Annotated in this window: 14 protein-coding genes; 6 read left to right on the forward strand and 8 right to left on the reverse strand. The window is 70.6% G+C overall.

Annotated features, from left to right (window positions below):
• Positions 1-43: 43 nt before the first annotated feature.
• The 3 genes from JMF97_RS08005 to JMF97_RS08015 form a co-directional block, all read right to left on the reverse strand.
• Positions 44-391: a hypothetical protein gene (locus JMF97_RS08005; protein ID WP_203220973.1), complete on the reverse strand. Its 348-nt coding sequence runs from the start codon at positions 389-391 to the stop codon at positions 44-46.
• Positions 388-1674, reverse strand: coding sequence for a S1 family peptidase (locus JMF97_RS08010; protein ID WP_203220974.1), 1287 nt, complete (start codon positions 1672-1674; stop codon positions 388-390). Before JMF97_RS08010 ends, JMF97_RS08005 begins: the two co-directional genes overlap by 4 nt.
• Positions 1675-2106: 432 nt before the next feature.
• Positions 2107-3369, reverse strand: a complete 1263-nt coding sequence (locus JMF97_RS08015) for a hypothetical protein (protein ID WP_307816821.1) — start codon at positions 3367-3369, stop codon at positions 2107-2109.
• A 116-nt stretch (positions 3370-3485) separates the two neighbouring features.
• Between JMF97_RS08015 and JMF97_RS08020 the strand changes: the two genes are divergently transcribed.
• Entirely contained in the window at positions 3486-5036 is a 1551-nt protein-coding gene (locus JMF97_RS08020) for an NAD(P)/FAD-dependent oxidoreductase (RefSeq protein ID WP_203220975.1), read from the forward strand.
• 10 nt (positions 5037-5046) lie between these two features.
• Here JMF97_RS08020 and JMF97_RS08025 read toward each other — a convergent pair whose 3' ends face one another.
• Positions 5047-6252 (reverse strand): MFS transporter, encoded by a 1206-nt coding sequence (locus JMF97_RS08025; RefSeq protein WP_203220976.1) that lies wholly within the window; start codon positions 6250-6252, stop codon positions 5047-5049.
• Between the two features lie 88 nt (positions 6253-6340).
• Between JMF97_RS08025 and JMF97_RS08030 the strand changes: the two genes are divergently transcribed.
• Positions 6341-6961 carry a CGNR zinc finger domain-containing protein gene (locus tag JMF97_RS08030; RefSeq protein WP_203220977.1) on the forward strand — a complete coding sequence of 207 codons (621 nt, stop codon included), beginning with the start codon at positions 6341-6343 and terminating at the stop codon, positions 6959-6961.
• Between the two features lie 97 nt (positions 6962-7058).
• A complete protein-coding gene (locus JMF97_RS08035) occupies positions 7059-8675 on the forward strand; it encodes a flavin monoamine oxidase family protein (protein WP_203220978.1) in 1617 nt (538 codons plus the stop codon).
• Positions 8676-8703: 28 nt separating this feature from the next.
• Here the strand turns inward: JMF97_RS08035 and JMF97_RS08040 are convergent, their stop codons facing one another.
• From JMF97_RS08040 to JMF97_RS08050, 3 genes are read right to left on the reverse strand one after another with little or no spacing between them, the layout of a single operon-like run.
• A complete protein-coding gene (locus JMF97_RS08040; RefSeq protein WP_203220979.1) occupies positions 8704-9489 on the reverse strand; it encodes a hypothetical protein in 786 nt (261 codons plus the stop codon).
• Between the two features lie 35 nt (positions 9490-9524).
• The gene (locus tag JMF97_RS08045) at positions 9525-10838 is read right to left on the reverse strand and encodes an HEXXH motif domain-containing protein (RefSeq protein WP_203220980.1); all 1314 of its coding nucleotides are present in this window, start codon (positions 10836-10838) and stop codon (positions 9525-9527) included.
• The gene (locus JMF97_RS08050) at positions 10835-12034 is read right to left on the reverse strand and encodes an FxsB family cyclophane-forming radical SAM/SPASM peptide maturase (protein WP_203220981.1); all 1200 of its coding nucleotides are present in this window, start codon (positions 12032-12034) and stop codon (positions 10835-10837) included. The genes JMF97_RS08045 and JMF97_RS08050 overlap by 4 nt, the downstream gene beginning before the upstream one ends.
• 274 nt (positions 12035-12308) lie before the next feature.
• Between JMF97_RS08050 and fxsA the strand changes: the two genes are divergently transcribed.
• The 3 genes from fxsA to JMF97_RS08065 are packed head-to-tail and all read left to right on the forward strand — an operon-like array spanning position 12309 to position 17333.
• Entirely contained in the window at positions 12309-12491 is a 183-nt protein-coding gene (gene fxsA / locus JMF97_RS08055) for an FxSxx-COOH cyclophane-containing RiPP peptide (RefSeq protein WP_126710996.1), read from the forward strand.
• Positions 12478-16332, forward strand: coding sequence for an FxSxx-COOH system tetratricopeptide repeat protein (fxsT, locus tag JMF97_RS08060; RefSeq protein ID WP_203220982.1), 3855 nt, complete (start codon positions 12478-12480; stop codon positions 16330-16332). Before fxsA ends, fxsT begins: the two co-directional genes overlap by 14 nt.
• Before the next feature lie 11 nt (positions 16333-16343).
• Positions 16344-17333 (forward strand): hypothetical protein, encoded by a 990-nt coding sequence (locus JMF97_RS08065; protein WP_203220983.1) that lies wholly within the window; start codon positions 16344-16346, stop codon positions 17331-17333.
• 30 nt (positions 17334-17363) lie between these two features.
• Here the strand turns inward: JMF97_RS08065 and JMF97_RS08070 are convergent, their stop codons facing one another.
• On the reverse strand, positions 17364-19535 hold the full coding sequence (locus JMF97_RS08070; RefSeq protein WP_203220984.1) for an ATP-binding protein: 2172 nt from the start codon (positions 19533-19535) through the stop codon (positions 17364-17366).
• Positions 19536-19732: the final 197 nt, after the last annotated feature.

The following is a 19732-nucleotide window of genomic DNA, read 5'->3' on the forward strand; positions in this document are numbered from 1 at the left end:
CCGGACCCCGTCGGTCCAGGTACCCGACCACTTCTGAAGATCGTCACTCGCCTTGTCGCGGCACGGGGTTGCCGGTGCCGCCGTCGACCACCGCGCGGTCGCCGAGCGGCTGGTCCAGCGTGATCGTTTGCTGCGTCGGCAGGCCGAGTGAGTCGCGGTCGCTGCCGTTGGCCTGTGCGCGCAGGGTGACGACGACGCGATCGGGCTCCTCGACGACCTCAGGATCGAGTAGCTTGTCGCCCTCACCGAGGACCGTCGTCAGCGTGACCTCGACCGAGTCGGGCGATCCGTGGAATCCGTCGATGCGCGGCTCGTAGCTGTCACCGCCGCAGCCAGTCGTGGCGGTGACCACCAAGCCGGTGACGACGAGAAGTAGTGCGCGTCGGTTCATGCCACCCTCAGAAAGCCGGGAAAGCCATTGTAGGCATCCCAGATGTCAGTGAACCGCTCGTAGCAGGGGTCCAACGCGCCACCCCAGTTATCGCCACCGCCGCCGCTGGTGCCGCTGTGAATGCCCTTGGCGACCACGCTGCCGTTGCTCAGCACGGTGTAGGTCGGCCCACCAGAGTCACCGCCCATGGTGCACTGGCCCTGCTTGCGGCCCTGGGAGACGTTTCGGAGCACCTCGCCGTTGCTGTTGGTGTGGTTGATCCGGACATTGACCACGACCCACCCGCATTGTTCGCCGGTAGTGCGGCCCCCCGTGCAGTACTGGTCGCCGTTCTGCGGTGCCCGGCTCCACATCGAGTCGATGGCGCCCGAACTGCTCGACCCGACACCGCCGCGGTAGATGCGTGTGCCGCTGGATCGTCCGGACGGCATCTCCACGAGGGCCAGGTCGCCACGGTAGGTGGTCTGTCCGGTTAGGTAGACCGTACCGACACCGGGGTTACGGTTTTCCCGGCTGCTAACGGTGATCGAGCCCATCGACTGCGCGGGAGTCGAGACACTGCCCCCGTTGGGGGCACAGTGGCCGGCCGTCACCATATAACTGGTCGACCCCGAATACCACGGGAAGCCTGTGCTGCACATGCCAGCTGGCGCGTTAATGCGCGCGCCGCCCCAGAACGGCGACGTGTCGTCATCGCGAGCGTCGTCGTGGCCTTTCTCATGCTTGGTGTTCACCCGGATGGCGATGTCGGTGGTGCCGTATCGGGCAGCAAGCGCGTTGAGTAGCGGGTCACTAAGCCGGTCGATGGTGATGATGACTCGGTTGTGCTCCTCGTCGGGCTCGGTCTGCACGATTGCTTCACTGTCGGGCAACGCGTTGCCAAGACTGATTGCCTCGTCTTTGATGCCTTCGAGCTTCTGCCAGCTCGCGGTCACCGAACGGACTGCGGCGGCCCTGGCTGGCAGAGCGGTGCTTGGCGAGAAGCTGCGAAGCGCTGCCTCACCTGCTGTACTGGCGGCTGACAAAACTAGGCGGTGGTTCTTGCGGTCGAGATAGGGATATCCCACAGAGGTGGGATTCTTCTGAGCGTATTGGACCGCGTCATGGTGGGCGTGGGCGAGATCCTCCGGTGCTGGTGCCGGGTTTTCATCGAGTGGGCCGACAATCACGAGTCCGCTGGAGTGCCGAGCCTCGCTAGGAACTGCGCCCGCGGGAACTGCGCTGACGGACAGGGTGATAGACGTCGCGATTGCGATGGAAAGAAGCGTGATGGGTTTCCGCATATGGTTTCCCCTTGGAAACGCCGCGTGCCCTGGTTGACGCGCAGCGATGCCGAAGAGTAACAGGTATCGAGATACCTCGCTGCCCCTATCCCTTGCTGGTTGAGGCTGTCCTGTTAATCTCTGCCCCCGGCCTCCAGGAAGAATATGTGACACGTGTCGATAGATCCCGTTATGGCAGGTAGCAGCCGGTCGAAGTGAGCCACGTTGGAAATCATCGTCCGTATCTACAGGTTGATGAACGGGTGGTTCGTCGGACGCTAGCCAAATTTGGCCAGAGGATGTCCTTGCCCTACTGTGGAGCGAGCACGAGCGCCTTCTGCAAGCAGGTGAAGAACCTTGCTCCTCTCTGATCAGCTGGCCGGAGATACGTTCATCTGGCGCGGTCAGATCGGCTGGGCGATGCGAACCGACCGGGCATTCCGGCGGCGGTGTTCAGATGATGAAGTGGGTCCAGTAGGCGAGCCAGATGACGAACAGGGCGCCTTGGAGCACCGCGAGCACGGCGGTCAGCCAGACGTCGAGCTGGGGTCGTCGTGCCCAGGCGGCCAGCACCAGGGCCACCGGGAACACCGCGAGCAGATAGCGCAGCAGGCTCTTGTAGACAGGGGTGCCCATCGACAGCGGCACCAGCACCATCATCACCCCGTACACCAGGTAGGGCAGGCCCAGGCGGCGGGCGCCGGCGACGAGGACGGCCAGGAACAGCACGGCGACCCAGACCCGTACGGCGTCGGGTGCCGCTCCGGTCAGGCCGTGCCAGAGGACACCGAGCGGGTTCTGCACGCGGATGTTCCAGCCCTGCTCCTGGGCGTGCTTGTAGGCGAACCAGTCGCCGCTCTGCCACCAGCAGAACGCCATGAAGCTGAGCCATCCTGCGGGCAACAGCAGCAGCGGCCATCCGGCTCGGAGATATTCCCACAGGGCGCGCGGATGCAGCCGGTAGCCACCCTGCCGCAGCAGCACCAGGGCCAGCGGCAGCGCCACGAAGAACCCGGCCGACCGGCTCAACGCGAGGAAGAAGCCGACGACGCCGACCAGCAGCCAGCGCCGCCGCTCCGCGTAGTAGAAGGCGGCAAGTGTCAGGCAGAGGAAGAGGGATTCGGTCAGCGCCGCGTGGAACAGGAAGGCGGTGGGCAGCAGCACCAGGTACCGCACGAACCGCCGCGCCGCCCGGCCACCGTCACCCGATCCGCCGGCAGCGCCCGACCCGTCGGCCCGGTCGGTGACAGGGGCCCGATCGTCGGTCAGCAGGCGCTCGCCGAGGCGGACGCCGTAGTAGAGCACGCCGATGAAGGCCAGGTTGGCGATGATCAGCAGGGCCAGCGCGGTGTCGCCGCCCAGCAGAGCCGCCAGCGGCCGGGCGAGGAACGGATACAGCAGCGGGAAGGCGAAATCCGTCCACGGTTCGTCGAGCGGCAACCGGGCCAGGTGGTGGTAGAGGAACGAGTCCCAGGCGAACCAGAACGACAGCCACCCGTGCGGTGAGACCTCCCGCTGCTGCTGGCGCATCTGCGCCTCGTCGGGCGGGGGCGCCCACCCGGTGCCGTCGAAGGCGGCGAGCGTGAGCACCCCGACCAGCGTGAAGACGATCTTCGTGCCGAGGAAGACCCCGAGCACGTACGGCCAGGGGGCCGGCACCCGCGCGAGCGCCCGGCCCACCCGGCCCGTCCCGACCATCCGTCCCCCGACCGTCACGAATCGGGTCGGTGTACCCGCTGCGGCAGCGACCACACCCGCAGCACGCAGGTGACATCGCCGCGAGGACGGGTAACCGGCCGGGTCGGTCGGGGGACGTTGAGGTGGCGAGGGGCATGGACGACGAGCACGGCACCGTGGTGATCGGTGCGGGTCCGGCGGGACTGACCGCGGCGTACGAACTGCTCCGCCACGGTGCGCCGGTGCGGGTCTTCGAGGCCGACGAGGTGGTCGGTGGCATCAGCCGGACCGTGGAACGCGACGGCTGGCGCTTCGACATCGGCGGGCACCGGTTCTTCACGAAGGTGTCCCGGGTCGAGGACTTCTGGCACGAGATCCTGCCGGACGAGGACTTCCTGCTCCGCCCCCGGATGAGCCGGATCTACTACCGGGGGGCGCTCTACGACTACCCGCTCAACGCCGGCAACGCGCTGCGCAACCTCGGCCTGTGGGAAGCGGCCCGGTGCATGGCGTCGTACGCCCGGGCCCGGCTGCGGCCGCCGGCGGACCAGTCGCACTTCGAGGGGTGGGTGTCGGCCCGCTTCGGTTGGCGGCTGTACTCGATCTTCTTCAAGACGTACACCGAGAAGGTCTGGGGCATGCCGGCCGACCAGTTGCAGGCGGACTGGGCGGCGCAGCGGATCAAGAACCTGTCGCTGGCCAAGGCGGTCCGCAACGCGGTGCTGCCCAAACGCAACCGTACCGACGTGACAAGCCTGATCGAGGAGTTCCAGTACCCGAAGCTGGGGCCCGGCATGATGTGGGAACGCTGCGCCGAGCAGGTACGGCGACACGGCGGCACGGTGCAGACCGGCACCTGGGTCACCACCGTGCACCGCGACCCACAGCGGCGGCGGGCGACCTCGGTCACCGTCGACGGCACCGGCGGCCGACGCACCGAGCCGGCCGACCACGTCATCTCCTCGATGCCCATCTCGGAACTGGTGGCGGCGCTGCGCCCGGCCCCACCGGCACAGGTTCTCGCCGCCGCCGAGGATCTGCGCTACCGGGACTTCCTCACCGTGGCGCTCGTCGTACCGGCGGAGTTCTCCTTCCTTGACAACTGGATCTACGTGCACGACCCGGACGTGAAGGCGGGCCGTATCCAGAACTTCGGCTCCTGGTCGCCGTACCTGGTCAAGGACGGTCGTACCTGCCTCGGGCTGGAGTATTTCGTGTCGGTGGGCGACGAGACCTGGCGTACGCCCGACGCCGACCTGATCGTCGCCGCGACCCGGGAGTTGGAGACGCTGGGACTGGTCCGGCCCGGGGTGGTCGAGGCCGGCTACGTGGTGCGGATGCCGAAGGCGTACCCGGTCTACGACGAGCGCTACCAGCACAACGTCGACGTGATCCGGCAGTGGCTGGCCCGCGAGGTGCCGAACGTGCACCCTGTCGGGCGTAACGGCATGCACCGCTACAACAACCAGGACCACTCGATGCTGACGGCGATGCTGACCGTCGAGAACATCGTGCGGGACGCCGGCCACGACGTCTGGTCGGTCAACGTGGAGCAGGACTACCACGAGGAGACCTCGCACGGCGACGGGCGGCACGGCACCGGCCGCGACGCACCGCTGATGCCGGCCCCGCCGCTGCCCGCCGCGACCACCCTCGCCGTCGAGATCCCCGCGGACGTCCACCGCAACACGGGCGTGCCGCGCTGACCTGCGGGCCTCAGGACACCCGCTCGGATCGCGCCGGGGCGTCGGAACGCCGTCGGTGCCCTGTCGTGGCGGCGGGGCGCAGGCGTCGTTCGCCGACAGCCAGCATCGCGGCGACGACGCCGAGCAGGGCGCCGATCAAAACCGTGCTGCGTACGCCGTGGCCCGGCAGGGCGAGGCCACCGATCAGGGCCCCGGCGGTGATGCCGACGTTGACCGCGGCGGAGACGGTGGCGGCGGCCAGGTCGGACCGCCCGGGCGCAACCTGGAGCACCAGGCCGCCGAGGGCGGCGGTGAACGCGGCGAAGGCAAGCCCGGCCACCGCGATCAGGGCGACGGCCACCGCCGGTTCGTGGCCGAAGGTGTAGAGGCCGAGCAGGGCCCCCGACTGCAGCGCGACGGTTGCGGCCAGCACGGACCATGGGCCACGGTCCACCACCGTGGCGACGGCGAGGATGCCGAGGACGCTGGCGATGCCGCGTACCAGCAGGATGGCCCCGACGGATGCGGCGGAGAAGCCGGCCACCTCGGTGACGAAGAGGGCGACGTAGGTGTAGGCGGCGATGGCGCCGGCGGTCGCCAGGACGGCCACCGCGACCAGCAACCAGAAGCGTCGGGCGTCGGGCGTCGCGCCGCGAGCGGCATGCCCCTGGTCCGGCTGCGTCGAGGGCAGCAGCGAGGCCACCGTGGCGAGCACGACCGCACCGAGCGCGGCGACCGCCAGGAACGAGGCCCGCCAGCCGGCCCGCTCACCCAGCCAGGTTCCCGCGGGTACGCCGAGCGCCAGCGCGACGGTGCCGCCGGCGAAGACGACCGCGACCACCCGCCCGCGCAGTCGAGGTGGGAACAGTTCGGCGGCTGCCGGCACCACGACCGCCCAGAACAGCGCGTGGGTGGCGGCGGTCGCCATCCTGGCCGCCAGGAGCAGCGTGAGGTCGTCCGCCACCACCGTGATCGCGGTGCTGAGGACGAAGCCGGCCAGCAGGGCCGACAGCAACCGTCGGCGGGGGACCGTGCGGACCAACGCCGTCAACGGGACCGAGGCGACCATCACCACCGCGCCGTACGCGGTGACGAGCAGGCCGACCTGCGGTGGTGTGACGGCCAGGTCGGCGGCCATGGGCAGGAGCAGTCCGATGGGTAGCGCCTCGGCCGTGGTGTAGAGGAACGTCCCCCCGGACAGGCCGATCAACGCGCCCACCGCCCGACTGCGTCTCATCCGACCCTCCCCGTTGTTACTCCCTAAACCCGCTATGATGGAAACTAAGCGCCGATCGTCGATGGGTCAACTGGTAAAGTGAATTTCGATGGAAACACCCGAGGACGTCACGCGGATGCGCCTGGTGGGCGGCAACCTCGCCCTGGACTTCGTCAACACCCGCTCCGGCCCACCCACCGGAGCGCCGGACGACGACACCCTCACCAGCTACCCCGACCTGGTCGCCTGGGGCGTGTACGCGGGCGCGCTCACCCCGGCGCAGGCCGCTGCGCTGCGCCGCGGCGCGCGCGCCGATCCGGGCGGCGCCGAGGCCACCCTCGGGCAGGCGCTGCGCACCCGCGACGACCTCGACGAGGTGTTCCGGGCGCTGGCCACCGGCCGGGACCCGAGCGCGTCCGCGCTGGCCCGGCTGCGCGACGGCGAAGCAGACGCGCTGCGCCACGCACGACTCGAACGCGACCACACCTACGTGTGGACCTGGCGTGCCGACGACACCCTCGCCCGGCCACTGCGACCGGTCGTGCACGCGGCGGTAGCCCTGCTCACTGCGGGCCAACTGGACCGGATCAAGGGCTGCGGCGGCTGCCGGTTCCTCTTCCACGACGAGAGCAAGAACCGCAGCCGTCGATGGTGCAGCATGGACGACTGCGGCACCGCCGAGAAGATCCGCCGCTACGTCACCGCCCGCCGCAGCCGCGCCCCCCGGTGAGCATCGCTGTCCGGTGATGCCCGCGTTACCGGGATGACCCACCGGTGAAACTCGCCGCTGAGATCGTCACGCATCGATCTTCAGCAAGGAGGCGGCGATGACCAGTCCCACGACGCGGCGTCAGTTCCTGCAGGCCGTCGGAGTCTCCGGCGGAGCGGGCGTCCTCTACAGCACGATGGCTGCCCTCGGCCTGGCACCGGCCGCCCAGGCGGCACCCGCGTTCCGGGCGCCGAACCGATCGGATTTCACCCTGACCGGCCGGTCCGCCAAATCCGTCCTGATCCTCGGCGCCGGCATTGCCGGCCTGGCCACCGCGTACGAACTGGCCAAGGCCGGCTACCGGGTGCAGATCCTGGAGGCGCGCAACCGGCCCGGCGGTCGCAACTGGACGGTACGGGGCGGCACCGTGGAAACCGACCTGGACGGGCAGACCCAACGGGCCCGGTTCAGCGGCGGCCAGTACCTCAACGCCGGGCCGGCCCGCATCGCGCAGCACATGGTGACCCTCGACTACTGCCGTGAGCTGGGCGTGCCGGTCGAGGTCTTCGGCAACCAGAACGCCGACAGCTACTACTTCAACGACAACGTCGGTGCGTTGTCCGGGCATCCGATCCGGCACCGGGAGGCCAAGGCCGACGTCTACGGGTACGTCTCCGAACTGCTCGCCAAGGCCACCGACCAGGGTGCCCTGGACGCCCACCTCACCGGCGAGGACAAGGAACGGCTGCTGGAGTTCCTGCGCTCCTTCGGCGCTATCGGCCCTCGGGTGGCCGGCGACCCGGCGGCCAGCTGGCGGTACACCGGCACCAACCGGCGCGGCTACGAGGTGGAACCGGGCGCCGGCTTCCAGGCGGGTACCCCGAAGCTCACCCCCTACCCGTTGTCCGACGTGCTGGCCAGCGGCGTCGGCCGGTACTTCTCCTTCGAGTTCGGCTACGACCAGGCAATGCTGATGTTCCAGCCCGTCGGCGGGATGGACCGCATCGCGTACGCCCTGGAAGAGGCCGTCGGGCGGCGGCACATCAGCTACGACGCGGAGGTCCGCTCCATCTCGAACACCGGTTCCGGGGTGTCCGTGGTCTACACCGGACCGGGTGGGCGGACGCGCACCGCCACCGCGGACTTCTGCGTCTGCACCATTCCGCCGCAGGTGCTGGCGAAGATTCCGTCGAACCTCACCGAGCCGGTCAGGACCGCCCTGGCGTACGCGGTGCCGAACGCCACCGGCAAGATCGGTCTCCAGTACCGCCGACGGTGGTGGGAGCAGGACGAGAAGATCTACTCCGGCATCACCAACACCAACCTCGACCTCTCCGCGATCTGGTACCCGTCGTACGGCTTCCACGGCGCGAAGGGTGTCGTCGTCGGGTACTACAACAACGGCGCCAACGCCCGGACGTACGCGGCACTGTCCCCGGCCGACCGGGAGGCCCGCGCCGTCGCCCAGGGGGTACGCATCCACGGCGAGAAGTACCGCACCGAGCTGGAGACCTCCTTCTCGGTGGCCTGGGAACGCACCCGCTACTCCGAGGGCGGCTGGGTGTCGTGGCCCTCACGTACCACGGGCGGACACTACGGTCGACTGCTGGAGCCCGACGGCCGGGTCTACTTCGCCGGTGACCACCTCAGCCACTACATCGCCTGGCAGGCCGGGGCCTTCGAGTCGGCCCGCAAGGTCGTCACCGCCCTGCACACCCGCGTCATGTCGAGTTGACAGGCGGGCCGACCGACCCGGCGGCGGCTCAGCCGGGCCGGTGGTTGTTGGTCCGGCCGACCCGCTGAATGAGGGCCTCGACCCAGCGTTCGAAACGGCTGCTGCCGCCGCCGAGCAGCCCGCTCAGCTCGTCGGCGGTCACCCCGCCCCGGGCGGCCAGCGACTCGACCAGGGTGCGTAGCCGGCGGTTGTCGTCGTCGGCCGGCCCCTCGCTGAAACCGCCGGTGCCCAGGTGGCGCTGCACGTCCTGGAGGATGTCCATCATCTGCGGCAGCGTTTCGACGATCTGCGACAGGCCGGCCTCGCGTGGGCTGGTCGAGCCGCGCAACTCCTGAAGGGCGAGGGCGATCGATATCGGGGTGACGATGTCGTCGCCCTCGCCGAAGGCGTCGATGGCCCGACCGAGTTGCTTCTTGGCCTGGTGCACGCTGTCCAGGTCGGTGTGGTCGACGCTGATCACCCGCATGCCGTGCACGTCGAAGGGCAGCTGCTGGTCCTTCGCCAGCAACTGCACGAACGGCTTGCGCAGCGCGTGCCGGACGGCCAGCTCGTAGAAGACGTTGGGATTCTGGTCGGTGAGGTCGGCGATGACCAGGTCGTTCAGGATGATCCGGTCCAGCACCTGCGAGGTGATCATGCCGGAGCGTTCGATCTCGTCGCCACGTACCGCGACGTAGCCGCGCTCCTCGACCACCGGGCGGATGACGTGGTTGAGGATCTGGTCGCTGCGTTTGCGAGTGTCCGAGCCCTCCGGGCCGATCGGTGCGATCACGAAGCACTCACGGCTGGCCGGCCTGTCGTTACCCTCCCCCATGGACACAGCGTAGTGGAGCCCAGCGATACGCGTTGTCAGCCGGTCGGTGCGCGACGTCGGCCCCACCGCTCGCGATGGTCGGCGAGCAGCCGATTAGCTCGCTGCGCGGCCGGCGGGCTGACCGGCTCCGCCGCCCAGTCGGCCAGCACGGCGGCCATCCCGTCGACCAGGTGCCGGCCCACCCGGGTCAGTCGCCGCTGCGCGGCCAGCACCCGTACGGTGTCGTCGGCGGCCCGGCTCCACCGGGCGAACTCGACCTCGGCGCGGTACCGGGCCGCACCGTCGACCGTCACCCGCGCCTGCCGACGCCAGAACCCCGCCACCCCCAGATGGGCGTACACCCCGTGCAGCAGGCCCTCCAACGGCCGGGGGTCGGTGCGCCACGGCGTGTAGAACAGCTCGGGTGGGCCCGGTTCCAGCAGGGCGAACATGTCGTTGAGCGCGGCCAGTTTGGCGTGCTGGATCTCGTGGGCGAGCACGACGGCGGCGGACGGGGCGTCCGGTGGCAGCGACATGGCCACCGCCCCGAAGGCGTGGTGGAAGGTGCCGCTGCGGCTGCCGGCGCCGGGCGAGGGGACCGGCACCAGCGCGCGTAACGCGCCGGACAACTCCTCGGCGACCGGTCGATGGTGCTCGACCAGCAGACGCCACGCCTCGTCCAGGCGCGACCGCCACGCGTCGGTCAGCCCGCCGCCGATGCGGTGACCGGTGCCGATCCCCGGCACATGCCGCCAACTGCGGACCTCCAGCAGCAGCGACAACCGCAGCCCGTGGTGGGCCAGATCCAGCCGGGGCACCGGCCGCCAGCGCCTGTCGGTCGAGCCGGCACCGATCTCGACCCGCTCGCCCGCGCCGTACGCCCAGGCGTGTCCACGGCTGACCCGGACCCGGGCGCGGGTGGCGGCGTCCGGCAACGTCGCCGTGCCCAGGCCGGGCAGATCCAACCGGCCGGCCGCGCCGACCGCGAGCGGCACGTCGAGGTCGGCCTCCATTCCCGCGCGTACGGCGGCGGTGGCCGCCACCGCCGCCAGCAGCCCGGGGTACGCCCGCGCCGCGCCGTCCCCGTCGAGCAGCGCCGCGGTGCCGAACGCCCAGGCGGCGACCGGTGGATGCCCGAGCGCCGTGGCCCGCTGCTCGGGCCGCAGCCCGGCCAGCAGCCGATAGGCCGCCTCGATCGCGGCCCGGTCGGGATGCCCCCGCTCGCGCAGCAGCGCGACGATCGCCCGGACCAGCAGCATCGACTTGCTGTGCTGGGCGGCCCGCAACCGGGCCACCCCGTCCGCGCCGCCGCGCCCGGCGGCCAACTCGTCGAGGACCGCCCGGGGCAGCCGATGCTCGCCGGGGATCACCGGGCCGCCCCGGACAGCACCGCGAGGTCCCGTCGTATCGTGCGCCCGATGTGGCCGATCAGGGCGTACAGGTCGGGGCAGTAGACCGACGGATTGTCGAAGCCGGTGTCGGCTCGCCAACGGTGGGTACGCAACCCGCCGCCGCAGACCCGGCGCCTGTCGCAGGCCTGACAGGTGGCACAGAGGGACGCCGACCCGGCCTGCTGCGCGCGGACCGCCGGCAGGTCGAGCGCATCGTCGAACCGGTCCCGCAGCACGTGCAGCCCGGTGCGGGCGGCACCGCTGTGCGCGGCGGCGAGCGTGTCGTCCATCTCGATGGCACCGTCGGTCTGCACCACTGCGACCGCGGCGGGGCTGGTACCCACCCCGGCGAGTCGGGAGTGGCCGCCGAGCAGCACCTGGATGATCTCGTCGAAGAGACGGATCCGTACCGGTGGACCGTCGGCGTGGTACCACTGCTCGAAGATCGTGATCAGCCAGTCCGCGTACGGGGTCGGGCGCGGCTGCGGCACCCGCCCGGGTGGGGGAGTGCTCCAGGTGCCGTGCGGCAGCAGGAAGTCCATCGTCGGTGGCCGGTGCGCCAGCAGGCTGCGGTACGTGGTCACCGGGTCGTTGCGCAGGTCGACGGTGCACAGCAGACCGTTGAACAGGTGCGGATAGCCGGTGGTGAGCCGGCGGATCGCCGCGTCGACCCGGTCGTGGCTGCCGCGCCCGTCGGGCCCGCGCCGATGCCGGTCGTGGGCGGCCCGGTCACCGTCGAGACTGAGGCTGATTCGCACGTCGAGCCGGTCGAACAGCCGCAGGTACGCCTCGTCCAGCCGGATGCCGTTGGTCTGCACCGTGAGCCGGGCCGGCACCGGCGCGACGCCCTGTCGGATGGCCGACACGGCGCTCTCGATCCGCGCCGGCCCGGCCAGCAGCGGCTCGCCACCGTGCAGGATCACCGAGACGGTGTCGAGCCGGTGCGCGCGGGCATGTTCGCCGATGCGGCGTGCGGTCGCGTCGAGCACCCGGGGCGACATGATCCGGGGCAGGTCCCGCCACCGCTGGTCGGCCATCGTGTAGACGTAGCAGTGGTCGCAGGCCAGGTCGCAGCGACTGTGCAACTTGAGCACGAACTGGCGGAAGGCTACCGGCGGGGCGCGGCGGACGGCCGAATCACCGGCTGTCCGGTGCCCGTCGTCTGATTCGGGCATCAGGGGCTCCAAAACAGGCGGCGGCCGGAGGGCCGCCGTCGATGCCATCAGCATACATTGATGAGCGGCGCTGACCGGGTTGCCAGCGGATCGACAGACGGTGAAGGATGTCGTCCGAGACGGTCCGCCGCCGGCCTCGGGTGGCGCAGCGGTCACCCCTGGTCTCGACGCCGTACCGTTATCATGGGCGTACGCAGCGGATCTGGCCAACGATCTATGTCCGGCTTCGAGGCGACACGATCATTGTGCGATACGCAGACAGGCGGTGATCGGGTTGGACACCGGGGAGGACGTGTTGCGCTCCGATCTGATCGATCTCACCGAAGTGGACCTGGCCGCGCTGGAGGGCATGCCCTCTCAGGTGCTGCTGGCCGCGCTGCATCGCCTGCAACGCCGCAGCGCCGCCGCCGGCGACCAGTACGCAGGCTGGAACAGTGCGATCGATGACGACGACTGAGCAGCAGGGCGGCCTGACCGCCGCCGGGGGCGCGGGGGAGCCGGCCGCCCACTGCACCATCGTGTCCTTCGTGTCGCCCACCAGCGGCAACTCCGGACGCAGCAGCGCGGTGGCCAACATCGCCTGGATCCTGGCCTCGAACGGCAAGCGGGTCCTCGCGGTCGACTGGTGCACCAAGACCCCCCGGGTCTACGACTACCTGCGTTCCTTCCGGGTCGACGCCCTCGGCAGCTCCGGGGTGCTCGGCGCGGAGCTGGCCGCGTTGACCAGCCCGCACCCGGACGCGCCGGCCCACCGCACCTCGGCGCTGAGCGGGCCGACCGCACCGGAGCAGGGCGTCCTCTACCGGTACGCCATCCCCGGCACGAGCTTCGGTTTCGCCCTGGTCGGGGTGAGCCTGGAGGTCGACGGCCTGCCCAAGGTCGACCCGGTACGGGCCCGGCTGCTGCTGCGGCAGGCCGGCTACGACTACGTCCTGATCGACACCCCGGTGGATCTCACCATGCCGGGGGTCAGCTACGCCGCCATGCTCAGCGACGTGGCGGTGGTCTCGATTCCGCCCCGCCGTCCCGCCCTGCAGCAGGCCGCCGACCTCGCCGACCAGTTGCAACGGCAGGCCACCGGCGGCATCCGCATCCTCGCCGCGCCCACCCTGCGCGACGTCAGCCAACCGTGGTACGGCGAGGCCCGCGACTCGGCCCGTAAGGCGTTCGCGAAGCTGCTCGACGAGTCCGCCAACGCACCGAACTCCTCCGTCGAGATCGTCGAGGTGCCCGAGCCGACCTACGACACCTACGACGACGTGCTGGCCGTGCTGGCCGACAGCCCCGGCGAGCAGAGCAGCCTGCTGTCGGCGTACGAACAGATGGCCTCCTGGATCAGCGGTGGCGCGGTGACCCGGGTGGCCGAGGTGCCCGACCGGATCCGCCGCCGCTACCGCCGGGGTGTGCTGCTGGAACGGGCGGAGAGCGCGGACGAGATCCACGTACTGTACGAGCCGCCCGAGCGGCCGTACGCCGACTGGATCGCCGGGCAGCTGCGGCGGGCCGACGTCCACGTTCACCCGCACGCCCTGCGTGGTGGCGCCGCACCGACGTTCGAGGCCGACGCCACCGTGCTGGCCCTGCTCTCCCCGGGGGTGGTCAAAGCGCTCGGTGCCGGCCTGACGGCCGCACCCGGCACCGACATCGAGGTGTTCGGGGTACTGACCGACGGCCAGCCACCGAACCAACTGGATCCCAGCCGGATCATCGACCTGCGCGAGATCGACGCCGCCCGAGCCCAGCCTCTGCTGCTGAGCCGGCTGGGTCTCATCGCACCCACCCAACCCAGCGGCGACCTGCGCTCGGCCCCGCGCTACCCGGCCGAGACGGAACGGCGTCTGCGCTCGAACCTGCCGACCCGCAACGGGTCCTTCGTGGGCCGCAGCGACTACCTGGAACGACTGCGCGACCAGCTGACCGACGGTGGTGGGCCGGTGACCCTCACCGGCGGGGCCGGTGTCGGCAAGAGCGAGATCGCCCGAGAGTTCGCCCACCGCTTCGCCTACGACTACGACGTGGTCTGGTGGATCCCGGCGCAGGACCGGGAGACGGTGCAGGCGGCCCTGGGCGAGCTGGCCCAGGAGATCAACGTGGTGGACAGCGTCGGAGCGGCGGAGGCGGCCGTGGCCGCCCTGTCGGAGCCGAGGAGCACCATCGCCCGCTGGCTGCTGATCTACGACAACGCCGACGACGCCGAGGTGCTGGCCGGCCTGCTGCCCCGCCCCGGTACCGGGCACATCCTGTTCACCTCCCGCGACGACGGCTCCTCGAACCTGCCCTCCCCGCTGGAAGTGGCGGCGTTCAGCGGCGACGAGAGCGTCACCATGCTGCGCCGCATGCTCGGCATCAGCGCTGCCGACGCCCGGTCCATCGCCGCCGCGGTCGACCACCTGCCGTTGGCCCTGCGGCTGGCCACCGCCTGGATCCGCGAGCGCACCCGGACGCTGGAACGCGAGGGCGTGCCCAACCTGGTGGCGGTCAGCCGCTCCGTCGAGGAGTTGCTGTCCAGCCTGCGCCAACCGGGCGTGGAGGAGCCGACCGAAGGCATCCCCGGATCGCGTACCTCCACGGTCGCCCGGGTGCTGGACAACACCCTGGCCACCCTGCAGGACACCGAGTTCGGGGCGTTGGCGATCCGGGTGGCCGAGATCGCCGCGTTCCTCTCCCCGGAGGGCATCGGCCTACCACTGCTGCGCTCGACGCCGATGCTGGTGCAGCTCGCCGCGGCAGCCGAGGCCGATCCGGAGGAGTTGCTGCTCGCCGCCGGAGAGATCGACCTGGTGCTGGCCGTGGGCGCGCGCTTCGCCCTGTTCGACATCGACTGGGGGCGGGGTGCGGCGCTGCGGATGCACCGGGCCATCCAGTTCCTGATCCGCGAGTCGATACCCGAGCCGCAGCGGCGCGAACGACACCGTCAGGTCCTGCACGGCCTGGCCGGTTACGCGCCGTCCGACCCGGAGGCCGACGACCGCCGCTACCTGCCGATCTTCGAGGAACTGCAACGTCATCTCGTACCGTCCGGGGCGTTGACCGCCGACGACGCCCGGGTGCGACACTGGGTGGTCAAACAGGTCCGTTACCTGTTCTACTTCGGCGACAGCGACGCCTGGCAGTCCGCGGTACGCCTGGCGCAGCAGGCCTGTGACCGGTGGGCGGCCGGCGGCGACTTCGACCAGCTCACCATGCGCCTGTTCGTCCAGACCGCGAACCTGCACCGGGTGCTGGGCCGGCCGCAGGAGGCGCTGCGCCTCGACGAGCAGGTGCTCAGCGAGCAGCGCCGCCGCTACGGGCTGCGGCACTTCCGGACCCTCATCGCGGGCCGGGGCAGGGGCGGTGACCTGCGTGGCCTCGGCCGATTCGAGGACGCCCTGGTGGAGGACCAGGCCACCCTCGCCGGCTACCACGAAGTGCTCGGCGGCGACCATCCGAACACCCGGATGGCGATCAACAACCTCGCCATCTCCTTCCAGTTGACCGGCGACGCTCGGGAAGCACTGCGCCTGGCGCACCAACTGTTCGACAGGTGGATGAGCCTGTTCGGCCCGGACGAGCCGGCGACCTGGCGGGCGGCCTGCCTGGTCGGCACCCTGGAGCGGGAGGTCGGCGAGTACGAGCTGTCGCTGACCACCCTGCGGGGCACCCTGGAACGGGTGCACGAGCTGCGGTCGGCCTCCCAACTTGACGAACTGCAGGTCAACCGCAGCCTCGCGGTCACCGAGCGCCGTCTGGGGCTGACCCTCGCCGCGAAGAAGCGCAGCATCGAGACCTTCCGTGGCTACCGGGACCGCTTCGGGGAAGATCATCCGCTGACCCGGTCCAGCCTGCTCAGCATGGCCGTCGACTACTACCGGGCCGGAGACGCCGGCGCCGCCGTCGAACATGCCATGCGCTGCCTGCGGGGCTACGAGCGGACGTTGGAGACCGGCCACCCGTTCACCGCGGTCTGCTCGGTCAACCTCGGCATCTGCCACCGGGGCACCGGCGAGTACGACCACGCCATCCGTGACGGGGAGCGGGGCATGCGCACCCTGCGGGCGCGGCTCGGCGACGCCCACCCGTGGACGCTGACCGCGGCGACCGCCCAGGCCGGTCACCTGGCCGCCCGCGGTGACCTGGCCGACGCCGTACGTCTGCAGCAGGAGACGCACCTGACCAGTCTGCGTTTCCTCGGTCGGCGGCACCCCTGCACCGGCGACGCCGCCGCCAACCTCGCTGCGATCGTCGCCCGGCGCGACGGCACGGACGACGGCGGTGTGGTGGCGTTGACCGACACCGACATCGACGTGCCGAGAAGCTGAGGAGTGACCAGGTGAGCGACCCGCAGCTGATCGATGCGGTGGTGGAGGACTCCGCCGAGCAGGACGTGCCGGGGTTCCGGAAGAAGCGGGACCTGTGCCGGCAGTTGCTCCTCGACGACCCGGCGGTCTACCACATCGCGCACTACACCGGCGGCGTGCTCGACTTCTCGCTGGACCTGCTGGCCCACGACTCGGCGCCGGCCGGTCGACCCGACACCGACCCCACCCAGCGCCGTGAGGCGTACCGCCGGGTGGGTGCCCAGTTGGCCTACCGGGCCGCCGAACTCAGCCGCCGGGTCTGGCACCTGCAGTGTGGTGGGCTGGTGCGGTTGGCCGCGCAGACCCGGGTCGACTACGTCTTCTGCAACACCACGGTCGGCGGGGAGCACGTGGTAGGTTTCGCGCGTACCGCCCCGGCCACCGGCTCCGTGGTCGACCCGGCGGCGGCCAGTCAGATCGACCAGGGGGCTGCGAAACTCGCCACCGACCTGCGCGGTCTGGTCCGACAGCCGTCACAGAATCCGGGCGGCTGGCAGACCGAGACGTACGACCCGTCGTCCTCGGACGGCGACGTCACGCCCTACCTGACCGAGGTCGGCGACAGCGAACCGATTCTCACCCGGGCCCTGCGCCCCGCGGGCCTGCACTATCTCAGTCATCACCGGCTGGGGGAGCAGGTCTCGGCGGTCGACATCCTCGTGCACCCGGATCTCGAACAGTTCTTCAACCGGGGCGCCACCGTGGTCGACCGGCGTACCGGCTACCAGCGGCTGTCGCGGGACCTGTCCCTGCTGGCGCTGCAGGTCAGCCGGGACCTCCGCCGGGCGATCACGGGCGAGGTGGAACGGTTGGTGCTCGACCTGGAGATCGGCGCCGTCTACTACTACCTGCTCGCGCCGGACGAGTACCTCTTCGGGGTGTGTCTCGACCAGGACTGGGTCAGCCACGCCGACGAGGCCATGTGGAAGGTGGGCGGGCAACTCTCCCGCGCCCGCCCCTGACACCTCACGCGTCGACCGGCGACCCGCTGGTCAGCTGTCGATCACCTGTCGGCGTACCTGGCCGCTGAGTCCGTCGAACATCGACCGCGCCTCCGACCAGCTCAGCGACCGGTCGACCGGCTCGGTCGGGGTGCCGCCGTCGGGCGGGGCCAGGTCGTCGAGCAGATCCAGTTGGAACAGCGGCAGGTATTCGGCGATCCCGTCGTAGGTCTCACAGAGCCGGTCCAGCCGCTGCAGGTCAGCCGGGTGGGGGGCGTGACGGTGGTTGACGTACCACTGCTCGACGCCTTCGCGGAACGCCTCGATCAGCCGTCGCAGCACCAGGGCGGTGCCCAGCGCCCGCTGCACGTCCCGCGAGCGCAGGCCCGAGCGCAGCAGCGGCGCCGCCTCGCCGGTTCGGCGGGCGGGCTCCGGTCGGGACGGGGTGAACGCGTCACGCAGGTGGCGTTCGAAGCCGGTGAGCTGGTCCAGCGCCTGCACCGCCTCGACGAAGACCCGGGCCACCCGGCCCGGCAGGGCAGTGGCGAGCCCGGTCTCGGTCTGGTGCGTGGACGACACGGTGTCGCGTCGGGTCGACGTCCGCGCGTCCGGGCGCAGGTCGCCCCGGATCTCGTCCAGCTGGTACGACAGCCGTTCCAGCGAACGCTGGGCGTTTGTCTGTTGCCGCTGGATCCGCTCGACCCGCTGCCGCACCGAGGTCAACGCGTCCGCGCCGAGCGTCTGCTCCAGCCGACGCATCGACGCCTTGACGCTGCCGGACAGATCCTCGGCGAAGGTCTGCGGATCGTGGACGATCGGCTCCACACTGAACGTCTCGGTGAGGTCGGCGGCGAACTCCGCCGGCAGATGCCCGACGACGACCAGGATCACCTCGCTGTCCGGTACGGCCGCCCGGATCGCCACGACCCGACGGTTGAGCTCGTCGACCTCCTCGGCCTTGAGCACCGACTCGGTCAGCAGCACGCAGCAGCCGGCGCCCTGCTCGTCCAACGGCACCCAGAAGTCGACCGGCAGGTCCCGCAGCGAACCGATCAGGTGATCCCGCTGGTACGACCAGCCCTCCTGGGTCAGCACCCGCCGCACGTCGGCGGCGACATCCTGCCGGCTGGCCAGATCGAACTGGACCCGTACCGCCTCCCGGACCATGCGGTGGGTGACCTGCGTGCCGTCCTGCAACGCCCGCTGGTAGAGGTGATAGCACAGCCGGATCAGTCGACGCGGCACCCCGTCGGTCAGGTTGGTCAGGTATTCGGTGGTCTCCACCGTGAAGGGTGTCAGCCTGGCCTGGCCGAACGCCCGCAGCTGGCTCTGCCGGATGAAGTCGCGGACGTCCTGCGCGGTGAGCGCGGACATCCGTACGATCGGCCCGATCCGCTGGCGCACCTGCGGGGTCAGCAGGTGCAGCAACTCGGGCAGCCCGGCGATCACCAGCAGCGCGCCCGCCGAGGCGAAGACGCCGATCAGGCGGGAGAACCGGGCCGAGGTCTCGTCGCCCGGCCGACCGGCGGTGGACAGGATCTTGTCCAGTTCGTCCAGCACCAGCACGAAACGGTCGTGTCGGCGCGCGAGCAGCAGCGCCAGCACCCCCATCGTCTCCACCGCACCGGACTCCACGTCCGCCCGCGCGGTGACGCCGGCGCTGACAAGTGCCGGCCCCGGTGGGTAGCCCATCAGCCAGTCCCAGGCCGCCGCCTCGGTGGCCGGATCGACGAGCATCGCCAGCACCGTGCCGATGGCGGGATCGGCGGTGACCTCGGCCAACTCGACCCGCAGCCGCTCGGCGAGCACCTGCGTACGCTCACCGGCTGGTGTCGGCGCGTCGGCCGACTCCGCTCGGTAGTCGTCGACCAGGGCGCGTACCGCCTCACGGGACAGTCGACCCAGGAATCGTCGGCTCAGCGACAGGAAGGTGTCGGCCGGCGCGTCGAGGTACACGGCCTGCACCGTCCCGGTGGTGCCGCGCCGGGCGTGGGCCAGCAGCTCGGCCGCGAGATGTGTCTTGCCGGTGCCGTAGTCACCCACCACCGCCACCGTGCCGCCGTTGCCGGTGGTCAGGTAGTTGTCCAGGTGGGCGAGGGCGTCGCGGATGGCCACCGTGACCACGGTGGTGGCCAGCGCGCCGCCCTCGGTCACGCGGGCCACCGCCGTCGGGGAGAACGGATTGACCGGGTCGACCGCCGGCGGATCCTCGATTGCGTCCATTGCCCTGATCCTCCGGTAGCTCTGCTCTGGGCACCAGGCAGTCTCACGCCGGAGGTCGGATTTCCCCGTACACCGCCACCGGAACGTCTTCAAATCGTAGCCCTCGGTAGCCATCCAGGCGGACCCTCGAACGAGCTCAGAAGGGGCTCACCTGCAAAAAAGAGCCGATCGGCGGGTCTGCCGAACGCTCTGGCGAT

Source organism: Micromonospora fiedleri, assembly GCF_016774385.1.
In the GTDB taxonomy this organism is placed as follows: Bacteria; Actinomycetota; Actinomycetes; order Mycobacteriales; family Micromonosporaceae; genus Micromonospora; species Micromonospora gifhornensis.

Bases quoted from the DNA above. Each gene is read 5' to 3' on its own strand.
- JMF97_RS08005 (WP_203220973.1), bottom strand. From the start codon at position 391: ATGAACCGACGCGCACTACTTCTCGTCGTCACCGGCTTGGTGGTCACC.
- JMF97_RS08010 (WP_203220974.1), bottom strand. From the start codon at position 1,674: ATGCGGAAACCCATCACGCTTCTTTCCATCGCAATCGCGACGTCTATC.
- JMF97_RS08020 (WP_203220975.1), top strand. From the start codon at position 3,486: ATGGACGACGAGCACGGCACCGTGGTGATCGGTGCGGGTCCGGCGGGA.
- JMF97_RS08025 (WP_203220976.1), bottom strand. From the start codon at position 6,252: ATGAGACGCAGTCGGGCGGTGGGCGCGTTGATCGGCCTGTCCGGGGGG.
- JMF97_RS08030 (WP_203220977.1), top strand. From the start codon at position 6,341: ATGGAAACACCCGAGGACGTCACGCGGATGCGCCTGGTGGGCGGCAAC.
- JMF97_RS08035 (WP_203220978.1), top strand. From the start codon at position 7,059: ATGACCAGTCCCACGACGCGGCGTCAGTTCCTGCAGGCCGTCGGAGTC.
- JMF97_RS08040 (WP_203220979.1), bottom strand. From the start codon at position 9,489: ATGGGGGAGGGTAACGACAGGCCGGCCAGCCGTGAGTGCTTCGTGATC.
- JMF97_RS08050 (WP_203220981.1), bottom strand. From the start codon at position 12,034: ATGCCCGAATCAGACGACGGGCACCGGACAGCCGGTGATTCGGCCGTC.
- fxsT (WP_203220982.1), top strand. From the start codon at position 12,478: ATGACGACGACTGAGCAGCAGGGCGGCCTGACCGCCGCCGGGGGCGCG.
- JMF97_RS08070 (WP_203220984.1), bottom strand. From the start codon at position 19,535: ATGGACGCAATCGAGGATCCGCCGGCGGTCGACCCGGTCAATCCGTTC.